At 60.2% G+C, this 15,208-nt stretch carries 11 protein-coding genes; 8 read left to right on the top strand and 3 right to left on the bottom strand.

The annotated features are described in order from the left end of the window. Positions 1-95: 95 nt before the first annotated feature. Both ACR0J1_RS08285 and ACR0J1_RS08280 read right to left on the bottom strand, forming a co-directional pair. Positions 96-1,571, bottom strand: a complete 1,476-nt coding sequence (locus ACR0J1_RS08285; protein ID WP_480732134.1) for an NAD-dependent succinate-semialdehyde dehydrogenase — start codon at positions 1,569-1,571, stop codon at positions 96-98. A 2-nt stretch (positions 1,572-1,573) separates the two neighbouring features. Further along, positions 1,574-2,851 (bottom strand): 4-aminobutyrate--2-oxoglutarate transaminase, encoded by a 1,278-nt coding sequence (locus ACR0J1_RS08280; RefSeq protein WP_480732132.1) that lies wholly within the window; start codon positions 2,849-2,851, stop codon positions 1,574-1,576. Positions 2,852-3,000: 149 nt separating this feature from the next. On the opposite strand from ACR0J1_RS08280, the gene ACR0J1_RS08275 reads away from it, so the two are divergent. The 8 genes from ACR0J1_RS08275 (at position 3,001) to ACR0J1_RS08240 (ending at position 12,022) form a co-directional block, all read left to right on the top strand. After that, positions 3,001-3,567, top strand: a complete 567-nt coding sequence (locus ACR0J1_RS08275; RefSeq protein WP_480732130.1) for a cupin domain-containing protein — start codon at positions 3,001-3,003, stop codon at positions 3,565-3,567. Positions 3,568-3,705: 138 nt separating this feature from the next. Beyond that, positions 3,706-4,227 (top strand): VOC family protein, encoded by a 522-nt coding sequence (locus ACR0J1_RS08270; protein WP_480732129.1) that lies wholly within the window; start codon positions 3,706-3,708, stop codon positions 4,225-4,227. Positions 4,228-4,297: 70 nt separating this feature from the next. Further along, positions 4,298-4,648, top strand: coding sequence for a hypothetical protein (locus ACR0J1_RS08265; protein ID WP_480529864.1), 351 nt, complete (start codon positions 4,298-4,300; stop codon positions 4,646-4,648). Positions 4,649-4,761: 113 nt separating this feature from the next. Continuing rightward, positions 4,762-5,730, top strand: coding sequence for a carbon-nitrogen hydrolase family protein (locus ACR0J1_RS08260; RefSeq protein WP_480732127.1), 969 nt, complete (start codon positions 4,762-4,764; stop codon positions 5,728-5,730). 44 nt (positions 5,731-5,774) lie between these two features. Further along, positions 5,775-8,507 (top strand): aminotransferase class I/II-fold pyridoxal phosphate-dependent enzyme, encoded by a 2,733-nt coding sequence (locus tag ACR0J1_RS08255; protein ID WP_480732125.1) that lies wholly within the window; start codon positions 5,775-5,777, stop codon positions 8,505-8,507. A gap of 17 nt (positions 8,508-8,524) precedes the next feature. Beyond that, a complete protein-coding gene (locus tag ACR0J1_RS08250) occupies positions 8,525-9,973 on the top strand; it encodes a biotin carboxylase (protein WP_480732123.1) in 1,449 nt (482 codons plus the stop codon). An 8-nt stretch (positions 9,974-9,981) separates the two neighbouring features. Then, positions 9,982-10,971 carry a C45 family autoproteolytic acyltransferase/hydolase gene (locus ACR0J1_RS08245; RefSeq protein WP_480732121.1) on the top strand — a complete coding sequence of 330 codons (990 nt, stop codon included), beginning with the start codon at positions 9,982-9,984 and terminating at the stop codon, positions 10,969-10,971. A 10-nt stretch (positions 10,972-10,981) separates the two neighbouring features. Beyond that, positions 10,982-12,022, top strand: coding sequence for a glycosyltransferase family 2 protein (locus ACR0J1_RS08240; protein WP_480732165.1), 1,041 nt, complete (start codon positions 10,982-10,984; stop codon positions 12,020-12,022). On the opposite strand, the gene ACR0J1_RS08235 is transcribed toward ACR0J1_RS08240, so the two are convergent. Beyond that, complete coding sequence (locus ACR0J1_RS08235) at positions 12,019-15,198, bottom strand: glycosyltransferase family 2 protein (protein ID WP_480732119.1); 3,180 nt, start codon at positions 15,196-15,198, stop codon at positions 12,019-12,021. The genes ACR0J1_RS08240 and ACR0J1_RS08235 overlap by 4 nt on opposite strands. Between the last annotated feature and the right edge of the window lie 10 nt (positions 15,199-15,208).

Here is a 15,208-nt window from a genome sequence, read left to right as displayed (position 1 = left end):
GAAGTCGTCTCGAATATGTCATAACAAAAAGGACCGGGCTCGTGCCAAGCCCGGTCCTTGTCGTGGCGATTGGGGTCAGACCCCAACGCCGGGGGTCAGGAAATCTCGCCCATGCAGAGATACTTGATCTCAAGGAAGTCCTCGGTGCCGTATTTCGACCCTTCGCGGCCCAGACCGGATTGTTTGACGCCGCCAAACGGCGCAACTTCGGTCGAAATCAGGCCCGTGTTGATACCCACCATGCCTGATTCCAGCCCTTCGGCCACGCGCCAGACCCGCGCCAGGTCGCGGCTGTAGAAGTAGGAGGCCAGACCGAACTCGCTGTCATTGGCCATCGCGACCACGTCGTCCTCATCCTCGAACTTGAACAGGGGCGCAACTGGGCCAAAGGTTTCATCCTTGGCCACGACCATTTCAGAGGTTACGCCGGTCAGAACGGTCGGTTCAAAGAACGTACCGCCGAGGCCCGAGCGTTTGCCGCCCAAAGTCACAGTCGCGCCTTTGGAGACCGCGTCCGAGATATGTTCCTCGACCTTGGCAACCGCTGCGTCGTTGATCAGCGGACCGGTGGTGACACCGTCGCCAAATCCGTCGCCCACGTTCAGGGCTTTGGTCTTTTCGGCCAGCTTCGCGGCGAATTCGTCGTAGACGCCCGCCTGAACATAGATACGGTTAGCGCAGACGCAGGTCTGACCGTTGTTGCGGAACTTGGCGATCATCGCGCCGTCCACAGCCGCATCCACATCGGCGTCGTCGAAGACGATGAAGGGTGCGTTGCCACCCAGTTCCAGCGACATCTTCTTGATCGTGCCCGCCGCCTGACGCATCAGAATCTGGCCCACACGGGTCGAACCGGTGAAGGTGATCTTGGCAACCTTGTCATTGGTGCACAGCTCATTTCCGACGCCCGAGCTGTCGGTGCCGGGGATGACGTTGAACACGCCCGCCGGGATGCCAGCGCGTTCGCCCAGTACGGCCATGGCCAGTGCCGACAGAGGTGTCAACGTTGCGGGACGGGCCACAAAGGTACAGCCCACGGCCAGTGCAGGGCCAACCTTACGGGCGATCATGGCGTTGGGGAAATTCCACGGGGTGATCGAGCCCACCACGCCCACCGGCTGTTTCAGCACCACGATGCGCTTGTCACGCTGGTGGCCGGGGATGACGTCGCCATAGACACGCTTGGCCTCTTCCGCGAACCATTCGATGAACGACGCACCGTACAGGATCTCGCCCCGCGCCTCGGCCCAGGGTTTGCCCATTTCGGCGGTCAGGATCGTGGCCAGATCATCGGCGTTTTCGACCATCAGATCGAACCACTTACGCAGGATCGCGGCGCGTTCCTTGCCGGTCTGAGCAGCCCATTCTTTCTTGGCCGCGTAAGCCGCGTCGATGGTCTGCGCGGTCCCTTCGATGCTGACATCGGTCACATTGGCGATCAGAGCACCGGTGGCGGGGTTGTACACGGGAAACGTCGCCTCGCCCTCGACCCATGCGCCATTGATATAGGCGCGGGTTTCCAGAAGGCTGGGATCTTTCAGCTCCAGCTTGGTCACTTTGGTATCCAGCATATTCAGGCTCCTTTGACAGCGTCGATCGAGGCTTCGAGGATATCCATCGCCTCGGCGAAGATCTCGTCCTGCACCGTCAGCGGCGCGAGGAAACGGATTACGTTCCCATATACGCCACAGGTCAGCAGGATCAATCCGCGCTTGAGCGCCTCGGCGCGCACGGCGTTGGCCATCTCGGGGTTCGGAGCAGAGCCGTCGGTGGTGTTGAACTCGGCCGCGATCATGAAGCCGGGGCCGCGAATGTCGACGATTTCAGGCGTGCGGGCGCGGATCGATTCCAGACGCTGTTTCAAGCGCGAACCCATCTCGTTGGCGCGGGCGCACAGGTCTTCTTCTTCGATCACATCCATCACGGCATGGGCCGCGGCGATGCCCAGCGGGTTGCCGCCATAAGTGCCACCCAGGCCGCCCGGTTGCGCGGCATCCATCAGATCGGCGCGACCGGTGACAGCGGCCAGAGGCAGACCGCCTGCCAGACCTTTGGCCATGGTGGTGATGTCGGCGGCCACGTCATAGGCGTCCATCGCAAACAGATTGCCGGTGCGGGCGAAACCGGTTTGCACTTCGTCGGCGATCAGCACGATGCCGTGTTCGTCGCACAGCGCGCGCAGGCCGCGCATCAGTTCAGCCGGGGCGGGGTAGAAGCCGCCTTCGCCCTGAACCGGCTCGATGATGATTGCGGCTACGCGGCCCGGGTCCAGATCGGCCTTGAACAGCTTGGTCAGCGCGCCCAGCGAATCCTCGGTGGAGGTGCCGTGCAGCTCAACCGGGAACGGTACGTGATAAGTGTCTGGCATCATCGCACCAAAGCCCGCCTTGTAAGGCTGCACCTTGCCGGTCAGCGACATGCCCATAAACGTCCGGCCATGGAAGCCACCGCCAAAGGCGATCACGGCAGGGCGGCCAGTTGCGGCGCGGGCGATCTTGACTGCGTTTTCGACCGCCTCGGCACCGGTGGTGACAAAGACGGTTTTCTTGGTGAAATCGCCCGGCACCTTCTCGTTCAGGCGCTCGGCCAGACGGATGTAATTTTCGTAGGGCAGAACCTGATGGCAGGTATGGGTAAAGTTCGCGGCCTGTGTTTGCACCGCCTCCATCACCTTGGGGTGGCAATGCCCGGTGTTCACAACGGCGATGCCTGCGGCGAAGTCGATATAGCGCTTGCCTTCGACGTCCCACACCTCGGAGTTTGCGGCGCGGTCGACATAGACCTGCGTCTGCATTCCCACGCCCTGCGCGATCGAGGTGTTGCGGCGTTCAGCAATCTGAGCATTCAGCATCTTGCGTCCTTTCGGGTTATCGGGCGCGTGCCCGCAAATCTGACCGCGCGACTGTAATGCCCACAGCCTCAGGCGAAAGCCTGTTTCTTGTGAATCATAAGCCCTTGATTTACGGTCCCGGCACCCCTCAAGTGATGCGGATAGTGAACATGAAGAACGCCAATCAGGATGATCTGACCCTTGGATTGCGCCTGCGAACCCTGCGCGAACGCGCGGGCCTGTCGCAGCGGGCATTGGCTAAGAAGTCGGATGTGCCAAACTCGACCATCTCATTGATCGAGTCGGGCAAGATGAACCCCTCGGTCGGGGCGTTGCGGCGGATATTGCAGGGCATTCCGATCAGCATGTCTGATTTCTTCTCGTTCGAGATCGAAAGCGAACAGACCGTGTTCTACGCCGCCGAAGAGTTGACCGAGATCGGCAAGGGCGGGCTGTCGCTGCGGCAGGTGGGCTCGAACCTTTATGGCCGCGCGATGATGATCCTGCAGGAGACCTATGATCTGGGCGCAGATACGGGGCGGGTCATGTACGGGCACGAGGCCGAAGAGGGCGGCATCGTGATTTCGGGTCGCGTCGAGGTCACGGTGGGCGATCAGCGCAAAGTGCTGGGGCCAGGGGACGCCTATTACTTTGACAGCCGCACGCCGCACCGGTTCCGGCAGGTGGGCCCGGAAAAATGCCGGGTCGTCAGCGCCTGTACCCCCCCGACATTCTGACTTTCAGCACAGAAATCTCAGCACTATGCATCATAGTGTTGCAATATTCGCCGAGTTGATCCACAGTATGGTGCATAGTGCGGGAGTTTCCCCGCATGTTCCAACGGGCAACCCCCGCCCAATTCGGAGACTTGAGTTATGAAAAAGAAGCCTGCCACCCTGCCCCGCGGCTATCGCACCTGCACTGCATCGCTTGCCGTTGCCGATGTTCCTGCGGCGCTGGCCTTTTATGAAAACGCCTTTGACGCCAAGATTCAGGCCTATGACGCGGAAGAAGCTCCGGGCTTTGCAGCGATCAAGATCGGCAATTCGATGCTGTTCGTCACCGCCGGCTGGGGCGCGCATGTTCCGACCGTTCCCGGCACTGTGATTCCGGTAGGTCACCATATGTATGTCGAGGACGTGGATACCGCGCTGACAAACGCTCTGGAAAATGGCTCGACCCTGATCGCGGATGCAAACGATACCTATTGGGGTGAACGTTGCGCCACTGTCGCCGACCCGTTCGGCCATATCTGGACGCTGGCGACACGCATCGAGAACCTGAAATCCGAAGACATCAGCGAGCGCCGCAAGGCGCTGTTCCAGGCGATTCAGGATCAAGACGCCGAAGCCGTGGTCGAAACCACTGAGGCGGCTGAACAGACCGAGGCCGCGTGAGCCCGTCAGAGGTTGATCAGAAGACGGATCGTGAGGTACCGGAATGGGTGTGTTCTTTAACAGGCAAATCATGAACGACGCACCCCTTCCCACTTTCACGATCCGCCAGAACGATCTGGCCATCCTCGCCGCTGAAAACCGGATCGGAGACTATCCGGTCGCCGTGCGCACCGCGCGCGAGGTGGTTAGCGGTGGCTTTGCCAACCAGTCGGCGCATCCCAACACCTGGACGGTCTATTTTCTGGTCGATGGCCAGTGGGCGCTGGTCGAATCCACGCGTGGTCTGCGCCGGGAATGGTCCAGTCTGGACCGGTTGGAGAAATGGCTGCGCAGTTGCGGGTTCCGGTTCTTCTGGGTTCGTAACGACATCGACTTTGTGGAACCACTTGGCGAGGACGTCGCCGAGGAAGAGGCCGGATAAATCAATCGCCTGCGGACAGCGGGCTTGCGCTAACACGCGGTTTTATGTTCCGATGAAGAACGCCGGATCACCACGGCAGTCGCAATCGGCAAGAAAAAGAGAAGAAACGAAAAATGACCCCCTTTGCGATAACCGGAATCCAGATGCACGTTGGCGCGATGCATTCGAATGTCGAGGCGATGCTGCACCGGATCGACGTGATGATGGCGCGGTTCCCCTGGACCCAGATGGCGCTGTTCAGCGAACTGGCCCCTTACGGGCCGCTCGACCGGTTTGCCCAGCCCTTCCCCAATGACGACCTGTCACGCTTTCAGGACGCCGCGCGGCGCTATGGCATCTGGCTGATCCCCGGATCGATGTTCGAAAAGCACGAGGACGGGCGGATTTTCAATACGTCTGTGGTGATCAACCCGGATGGCGAGATCATCTCGAAATACTCGAAGATGTTCCCGTTCAAACCCTATGAGCAGAGTATCTCGTCGGGCACCGAGTTCTGCATCTTTGATGTCCCGGATGTGGGCCGGTTTGGCTTGTCGATCTGCTATGACATCTGGTTCCCCGAAACCACCCGCCACCTGACCAGCCAGGGGGTCGAGGTTCTGCTGCACCCGGTTCTGACCGGCACCACCGACCGCGAGGCCGAGCTGTCGATCGCCAAGGCCACTGCGGCACAGTTCCAGTGCTACGTGTTCGACGTGAACGGGCTGGCCGCAGGCGGCGTGGGCCGTTCGCTAGTCGTCGATCCTTCGGCAACCGTCCTGCACCAGTCGGCGGGGCAAGAGGATATCTTCCCCATCGAGATCGATCTGGATCAGGTCCGCCGCCAGCGCGAGGTCGGGTTGAAAGGTCTGGGTCAGGTCCTCAAAAGCTTCCGCGACCGCGAGGCGGATTTCCCGGTCTATGACCGCAACAGCGATGCAGATGCCTATCTGCACACGCTGGGCCCGTTGCGCATTCCGCAGAAAGGCGACGTTGCAGGCGTTGCCGCATCCGACCCCAGAACGGCGCTGGGCTACAGCGAAGACGCCGCGAAAAAGCCCGATAATCTCTATCTCTACAAAGGGCGCTCAGGGACAGACTGATACCGGGGCAGCTTTTCGGTATCGGCAGAAAGGACATAGATTTCATGCACGGCTTATCCGACAGCGAAAAGCTCCACACCATCTCGGACTACTACAGCGCCTCGCAACTGAGGGCGGACAGGTGGAGCGCGCTGCGGGAAACGGCGGAATCGTTGGATCAGGGTGGCGATGGCAAGGACCGGGACCGTGCGCGCCGCCTGCTTCAGGCGCTGGCCCCGATCGAGATGTATTTCGCCTTTCCGGGGCCGTCCGCCTTCGATCATCTGCGCCGCCTGCTGGAACATGACAATTTCGCCGATTTCTCGACCGCCGTGCGCCGGGTGTCGCGGGCGCTGACTTCGGGCGCATATCGCCGCCGCTCGATCCCGCTGATCGCGGACGAGGCAGATGTCGATGAGTTCGAGGACGAAACCGCCCAAAGCCTCGAGGCCCGCACTTTGGGGCGGCCTTATTTCGAGGTGATGATCGTCGACAATGTCAACGAACATCAGGAGCGGTTCCTGCAAACCAGCCTGCAGCGGATGCGCCGCAGCGAAGATCCCTTCATCTACGAAACCGTCGTCGTCCCCAGCGTCGAGGACGCGCTGATCGGCGTTCTTTTCAACCAGAATGTGCAGGCCGTCATCGTTCGTCCGGGTCTGAGCCTGAAGTCCAAGAACGAAACCAATGTGCTGGGCCGCTATGTCAGCCTCTATGGCGAAGGGGCCGATCTGGATGCGTTGTCGCCTTCGGAGTACGGACCGGAAACCTGCCGCCGCATCGGCAAGCTGCGCCCGGAACTGGATGCCTATCTGATCACCGACCGATCTGCCGAGGATATCGCAGGCCTTGATCTGGGTCTGTGCCGGCGGGTGTTCTACAATCAGGAAGACTTTCTGGAACTGCACCTGAACATCCTGCGCGGTGTGCAGCGGCGGTATAAGACGCCGTTCTTCACGGCGCTCAAGGAATATTCCAAACAGCCCACCGGCGTGTTCCATGCAATGCCGATCAGCCGCGGCAAATCCATCAGCCGCAGCCACTGGATTCAGGATATGGGCGCGTTCTACGGCTCGAACATCTTCATGGCCGAAACCTCGGCCACGTCCGGCGGGCTGGATTCACTGCTGGAACCGCGCGGCCCGATCAAAGAGGCGCAAGAGGCCGCCGCCCGCGCGTTTGGCTCTAAACAGACGTTTTTTGCCACCAACGGCACCTCGACCTGCAACAAGATCGTGGTGCAAGCGCTGGTGCGCCCCGGCGACATCGTGCTGGTCGACCGTGACTGCCACAAATCGCACCACTACGGCATGGTGTTGGCAGGCGCGAGCGTTGTCTACATGGACAGTTACCCGCTGCATGACTACTCGATGTACGGCGCGGTGCCGATCCGCGAGATCAAGCACAAGCTGCTGACTCTGAAGGCCGAAGGCAAGCTGGATCAGGTGCGTATGGTGCTACTGACCAACTGCACGTTCGATGGCATCGTCTACAACGTCCAGCGGGTGATGCAAGAATGCCTGGCGATCAAGAAAGACCTTGTATTCCTGTGGGATGAGGCTTGGTTCGGCTATGCCCGTTTCGCCCCCAACACCCGCGTGCGCACGGCGATGCGCTCGGCCAACCTGCTGCGTGACAAGTTCCGCACCGCCGAGCACGCCGAGGCGTACGCCGCCCAGCAGGCCGAGTTGGAAGGCGCGGATGACGAGACATTGCTCAACACCCGCCTGATCGCGCCGCCGGATGCGCGGGTTAGGGTCTATGCCACGCAATCCACGCATAAGACGCTGACCGCGCTGCGGCAGGGCTCGATGATCCACGTCAACGACCAGCAATTCAAAGGCGCGGTCGAAGAGGCCTTTCACGAGGCCTACATGACCCACACCTCGACCTCGCCCAACTATCAGATCATCGCCTCGCTGGATGTTGGCCGCAGACAGGTCGAGATCGAAGGCTATGAGTTCGTCCAGCGACAAGTCGAAAGCGCCATGGCGATCCGAAGGGCGGTGACGACCCATCCATTGCTCAGGAAATACTTCCGGCTGGTCACCGCGGGCGACATGATCCCCGAGGAATACCGCGAAAGCGGCATGACCAGCTATTTTGATCCCGATCAGGGCTGGGCGGACGTCTGGGATTGCTGGGCCAAGGATGAATTTGTGCTGGATGCCACCCGCATCACCCTGCATGTGGGCGCGACAGGCTGGGATGGCGATACGTTCAAGACCAAGATCCTGATGGATAAATACGGCATCCAGATCAACAAGACCTCGCGCAATACCGTGCTGTTCATGACCAATATCGGCACCACGCGCAGCTCGGTCGCCTATCTGATCGAGGTTCTGGTCGAGATTGCCAAGGAATTGGACGATCTGATGGACGACGCGTCCAAGATGGAAAAACGCGCCTTCGAAAAACGCGTCAAAGCCTTAAGCGAACACGTCCCGCCGCTGCCTGATTTCAGCCGCTTCCACGACGCGTTCCGCTGTGTTGACGGCACCGAGGCCGGGGATATCCGCACCGCGTTCTTCCTGTCTTATGACGAGGATAATTGCGATTACGTGGAACCCGACAAGGACATGCTGGACCGGCTGGAAGCGGGCGAGGAAATGGTCTCGGCCACCTTCGTGATCCCCTATCCGCCGGGCTTTCCCATTCTGGTGCCGGGGCAGGTGATCAGCCCCGAAATTCTCAAATTCATGCAAGAGCTGGACGTGTCGGAAATCCACGGTTTCCGCGCCGATCTGGGCCTGCGCATTTTTACCGAAGACGCTTTGAAATCAGTCAAGAAAACATAAGGGACTGGGAGGACCATATGCCAAAGAAGGTGCTGAAGAACATCTCGGAAATCCGCCGGTATTTCCACACCAACAAGGACCCGATCTATTTCGTGTCGGCGACCAATTTCAACCTGTTGGGGCTGGATGAATGGGTGATGAATTTCACCTATATCTGCTACATGGATTGCTTTGACGGGCGGCATCCGAACGTGTTCGTTCCTTCCGAGATGCCGCATGACGAATTCCAGTCGATCGAGGACATCAACAACTATTTGCTGCAGCACAAAGAGGTCATCGACCTGATCAAGCGGCGCGGCGGCAAGCCCAAGTTTGTGTTCCTGATGTTTGACGAGACGACCGAGAAACTGGTCAAGGAACTGGGCGGTCAGCTGTGGTTCCCCAAGGCCAAGCTGCGCACCAAATGCGACAACAAGATCGAAACGGTCCGTATCGGCAACAAGGCGGGTGTACCTTCGGTGCCCAACACTCTGAGTGTGGTCAAAAGCTATGATCACCTGAAGAAAATCTGTGACAAGGCCGGGCTGGGCCACGATCTGGTGCTGCAATCGGCCTTTGGTGACAGTGGCCACACCACGTTCTTCATCAAGTCCGAGGCTGATTTCAACAAGCACAAGGATGAGATCATCGGCGAAGGCGAGATCAAGATCATGAAGCGGATCGATTGTCGCGGCGCGGCGATCGAGGCTTGTGCCACCTCGGAAGGCACGATTGTAGGCCCGCTGATGACTGAGCTTGTGGGGTTCAAGGAACTTACCCCCTATCGCGGCGGCTGGTGCGGGAATGAGATTTTCTCGACCGCTTTCCCGCCCAAAGCTCGCGAACAGGCGCGGCAATTGACGTTCCAGTTCGGCGAGGAACTCCGAAAATCCGGCTATCGCGGCTATTTCGAACTCGATTTCCTGATCGACAAGAAAACCGGAGAGCTGTGGCTGGGCGAATTGAACCCCCGCATCACCGGGGCCAGTTCGATGACCAACCACGCCGCTTTTGCCCACGCGGATGCGCCGCTGTTCCTGTTCCACCTGCTGGAGTTCTCGAAGAAACCCTTCCAGCTGGATGTCGAGGAGCTCAATGCCCGCTGGGCCGACCCGGACATGATCGACAGCTGGTCGCAGATGGTGATCAAACACACCGATGACAGCGTCGACCGCATCACGCAGGCCCCGCAATCGGGCATCTACAAGATGCTGGAAGATGGCCGTGTGGTGTTCGACCGGTTCGACTATCACCGCCGTGCGGTGGGCGAGAACGAGGCGTTCTTCCTGCGTATCTCGAATGTCGGTGATTACCGCTATGAAGGGGCCGATCTGGGTATTCTGGTGACCCGAGGCCGGTCGATGACCAAGGGCTTCAAGCTGACCGAGAACTCTAAAAAGTGGATTCACGGCATTACATCGGCTTACGCGGCAGAACCGCTGCCCGCGGCGCAACCGATGGAAGACCCCGCGTTCAAAATCATGTAGAAAGCCCCATGGCGCTTGTTTTTCGCTCAATTGACGAGGAACAGCCCGGCCCCAAGCTGGCCGGGCTGTTTGCCGAATACTGGCCCGCCTACCGGAAATGGTGGGCGAAGGAGGGGTATTCGGCGCGCCCCACTTATCGCGAATGCCTGCGGGCACTGGAACGGCACATGCCCGAGATTGTGCCGCTATACGATCAGGTGGTCGAACTGGTCGGCGGCAGCGACAGTCAGGCGCGGTTCCTCAGCTTCTATTGCCCGCCGAAATACCTGTCGGGCTGCAGTCAGGCGATCTGGCGCGGCAAGACGCCGTTTCTTGTGCGCAACTACGACTATCACCCGAAAACCTTCGATGCGGCGATGCTGAAAACCCGCTGGGACGGGCGCGGTGTGATCGGGATGAGCGACGGCATTCTGGGCCTGCTCGACGGCATCAACGATGCCGGTCTGGCCGTATCCCTGACCTTCGGTGGACGGCGCGAGGTGGGCGACGGGTTCGGCGTGCCTTTGATCCTGCGTTATGTGCTGCAAACCTGCGAAACCACGGCTCAGGCGGTTGATGCCCTTTGCCGCATCCCCTGCCACATGAGTTACAACGTCACCGTGCTGGATGCGAAATACAACCACAGCACGGTGTATCTTGCGCCTGACCGGCACCCGCAGATCTCGGACGTGCCGGTCGCGACCAACCATCAGGGCCATGTGGAATGGTCCAAACACGCACGGTTCACCGCGACAGTCGAACGCGAACGGTTCCTGCTGAACCGCCTGAACCAGCACCCCGAAAGCGAAAAGCGCTTTGTCGATGCCTTCCTGCGCCCGCCGCTTTATTCCACCGCGTTCAAATCCGGCTTCGGCACGCTTTACACCGCTGTCTACCGGCCCGCGAAAAAGCAGCTGCAACTGCTCTGGCCCGGGGCGACCTGGGATCTGTCCTTTGATGATTTCCCGGAAGGCGAACTGAGCCTGCTGCTGCCCGAAGCATCAGAGGCGGCGTATTGACGTGAGCGGGATGCGCTGCCTGATCGTAACTTCGATGCGCAATGAAGGGCCGTTCATTCTGGAATGGATCGCCTATCACCGCGCCATCGGCGTGACCGATTTCCTGATCTTCAGCAATGATTGCGACGATGGCACCGACGCCATTCTGGACCGTCTGCACGCGTTGAAGATCATCTGCCACAAGCCCAACCCGCGCAAAGGTAAGAAGACGGTGCAGTGGCAGGCGCTCAGCCGGGCCTCGAACCACCGGCTGGTGGAGCAGGCCGACTGGATACTCGTCTCGGACGTGGATGAGTTTCTGTGCATTCATGAAGGCGACGGTCAGATCACCGACCTGATCGCTGCGCGCCCTGATGCGGATGCGTTTGCGGTGCCGTGGCGCATGTTCGGGCATAATCAGCAGGTGGGTTTTCAGGATCAGCCGGTGACGGGTCTGTTCACACGCGCCGCCCCCGAAACGCTGCTGTGGCCGTGGCGTGCGGTGCAGTTCAAGACCCTGTTCCGCGCCGACCACCGTCTGGACCGGCTCGGCGTGCACCGGCCCCGATTGCAGGACGGGGCTGCGTTCACGATGGTTGATGGCAATGGCGACCCGGCCCCCGCCGTTCCCGGCACGGTCATTCCCAGCGTCGCCCCCCGATACGGGCTGGCGCAGCTGAACCACTATGCGCTGGGCGCGGTCGAGAACTATCTGGTCAAGGCCGAACGCGGTCGCCCCAATCACAGCGAGGACCCGATCGATCTGGCCTATTGGATCGACCGCGATTTCAATCAGGTCGAGGATACCGCGATCCAGCGTCACGCCGATGCCATAGCCCAAGGCATGGCCGAACTGCGCGCCGACCCCGAGCTGGACCGGCTGCACATCCGGTCCGTCGCATGGCGGCAGGCGCAGATCCGGGCGCTGCTACAGCAGTCGGATATGTTCTACACCTATGCCCGCATCTGCCAGATCGGCCCCACCCGCGTACTGCCGATGAGCACCCAGCGGCGCATGTGGGGCCAACTGATGTCGATCCGCCAGGCGATCCAAGCTGACAAGCAGCGTTAGTCGGCGACCTCGGCTTCGGTGCGTTCGGGCATGAAGATCGCGTCCGGCTGGTCGGGGGCGGATATCTTTTCATAGAGCCGCGCATATTCAGGCAGCGCCTTCAGTTCCGCCACCTTGCGCTTATGCGTCTCGACGCCGGATCGGTGCAGCGCTGCAACCTGCGGGTCGGCCATCATCCGCGCCAGTTCCTCGCGGGCGCGCGGCACGTGCCGGCAGATACGATCATCGCGTTCACTGTTATAGTTCCGGCGATCCCAGTAATAGCCGCCCATGTCCTCATCCACATGGTTCACCCGGCCCCGATCTCGCTTGACCAGATAGCTGTCGGCGGATCGCAGGGTGTAGTGGTTCAGCGTCACCATATCATAGCCCAGCGACCGCTTGGTCGACCGCCAGCTGTTCGAGGTATGGACCTGCTCCGGCATCTCGCGTCCCGCGCCATTGACCCAGCGCACCTCGGGCAGGCGCTCGTGATCCGGGTTCAGTGGCCGGTGGACGCCGATCTTGCCATAAGGCGCGGATTTATGGACCAGCGTTTTGAAGCCCCAGCCCATGCGGGGCTTGGGTATGAACTGGGGCGCGCAGCGGTCGAAGGTTTCGATGACCCAAGCGTCCTCGAAATCGGTCACGCCTGCATTTCCGAACAGTTTCCACGTCATCGAAATCAGGTTGGGTTCGTTCATCGCCGCGAACAGCTCGGGCAGGGTGCCTTCGCCCACATGGATATTGATGAACTCGTCACAATCCATGCACATATACCAGTCCGCCTCTGAAATCAGAGGGTGGGTGATCGCGTGGTTCAGCGCACCGCGCTGCGGTTTTTGGCCTTTGTCGCCCTTGAACGGATTATCCAGCCGCGTCACATATCCCAGCGCCTGCAGCCGGTCCAGCAATTCGACGGTCTCGTCGGTGCAGTCATTGGTGTAGATCAGAAAGTCCGTCACCCCGATCGAGCGGTGATAGGCCACCCATTCCAGCAAAAAGGGCGCTTCATTCCGCATCGTGGTCACAAGTGTGATCCTGTCGCGCGACAGCGGGGCAACCGGTTGAAGTGGCGAGAACAGGGTTTCGACGCGTTTTCGAATGCTCTCATACGCCTCTTGCGCGTCGTCCCCCAGCAAGATGGGGTGGCCCGAGGCTTGCAGGATTTCCTCTTTTGGCTCCGGCTCTTCAGGCGGTTCGGGTGCGGGTTTGTCGCTGACAAAAGGTGCGCCGCTCAGGGTAGCGTGGGTAAGCGGCACGAACTCCGGCTGGGTCTCATCCGAGACGCTATGAGACAGGATATCCTGCGACAGGGTCTGATAGAGCTGATTGTATTCGGGCAGGTTTTTCAACGCGTTGGCCCGTGCACGGTGCCAGTTGCAGCTTGCCTCATGCAGTTCTTTCAGTCCTGGGTCCGAGAGCAGGTCGTCGCGCACGGATCGGGATTTCTCGAAATGCGACCGGATCGATCCGTCCTGTTCGTCATTTCGGTTATGGATATTCCAATAGCCGATACCCTGTTCGCGGTTGATATGATTGGTGCGCCCCCGGTCACGCTTGACCAGATAGCTGTCGAGCGAGCGGATCGAGTAGTGGTTCAGCGTCACCAGATCATAACCCCAGCTTTCCAGCGACGACCGCCAGCCTTTCTCGTGATAACGGTCCGGCATCTGAGTGCCTGATCCGTTGACCCAGCGGGGCATGGTGTCGGTCTTGGGTTCCAGGGGGCGGTGGATGCCGAATTTCGAATAGCTCGACGGCCTGCGGGCGAAGGTTTTGAAGCCCCAGTTGTGATGGGGCACCCGCACCTTTTGCGGTGCGCAGCGGTCGAATTGAAGCGGCACCGGGGTATCCGCAAAATCAGCAACACCGGAACAGCCAAAAAACCGCCAGGTCATCGCAACCAGTTCGGGGTTGCCGGTGGCCTCCATCAGCGAGCGCAAAGTGCCTTCGGGCGTGTGGATGTTGATGTATTCATCCACGTCAAAGACCATATACGCGTCCGCCGCCTGAATGACCGGATGATCCTGCGCCAGCGCCAGCGCCACGCGCTGCGGGCGTTCGTCCTTGTCGATGCGCGCGGGATTGTCGACGCGGGTGACCAGCCCGCGCTGGGCCAGACAATCGAGGATCTCATCCGTGCCGTCCGAGCAGTCGTTCGTGTAGATCAGGAAATGGGTGAACCCCAACCACAGGTGATACGCCACCCAGTCCAGAATATAGGGGCCTTCGTTCTTCATTGTGGTCACGCCGACCACCGAATTCAACGGTGCAGCATCGTCGGTTGCAGGCGTGGCCGAGGCATATTGCTTGCCGTCAATCTCTTCCCGGAACACCTTGGCGAAGGCGCTGTCGGGGTCGGGGTTCGGATAATCCCGCAGGGGCGCATCCAGTGGGTTGATCTTGTGCAGGATCAGAAGCTGCCCCAGCAGACCGGTCGGGTCGGGAACGCCTTGGTACTGCTCGGCCAGAAACTTGCGCATCCGCCGGCCGTAAAGATGTACTGAATAGGTGTTTTCGGTGACGTAATCGCTGATCCGGTTGTTGGGTTTAACGATCTTGCGGCGGTCCTTGAACGTATAGGGATACAGCCCGTCCTGCGCGAAGGCATAGCGATCCTCGCCCGTTTTGTGGAGGAAATGAGAAACCGCATGTGGCCCCCACACCCCCCAGGGCTGCTCGCCCGCATGCACGGGGTTTCCGGCTGCTTTCTTCTCTTCCAGTTCTTTGACATATTTCTCGCCATACCAGGTCGGTATCGCAAACTCGTCCGAGCAGTGATCCAGCAACAGGCCCAACGCCTCGCTGTCGCGCGGCAGGCCCAGCACGCCGCCATTGATGTGTTTCTTGCTTTCCCAGCCAAAGAAATGCCCGGTCTCGGTGACGAAGGGCTTGCAGCAATAGGCATCGGTATCGGCCCAGATCATCCGATCGGCATCGCGCAGCATGTGATAGCGGAACAGATCGGAATGCAGCGCCGGAGAGCCCGTGCGCTCATGCACCAGAAACCCGGTCTCGGGCAGGATGTCGGCGGCGTCGCGAAACTCGACCCCGTCGGGCACGCGGTCGACATCTTCGTAGGTGTATAGGATCGTATGATGCCCGGCATCCAGAAAGGACTGCACGCAAAGCTGCTCAAGAAAGCTCAGCGATCCGCGCATCCATAGCATTCCGATTTGATGAAGCTCTGTCATGTCACGCTCT

Source organism: Ruegeria sp. CJ3, from assembly GCF_056536725.1.
The sequence above is the reverse complement of the archived record's forward strand: the minus strand, read 5'-3'. Positions and strand labels throughout refer to the sequence as shown.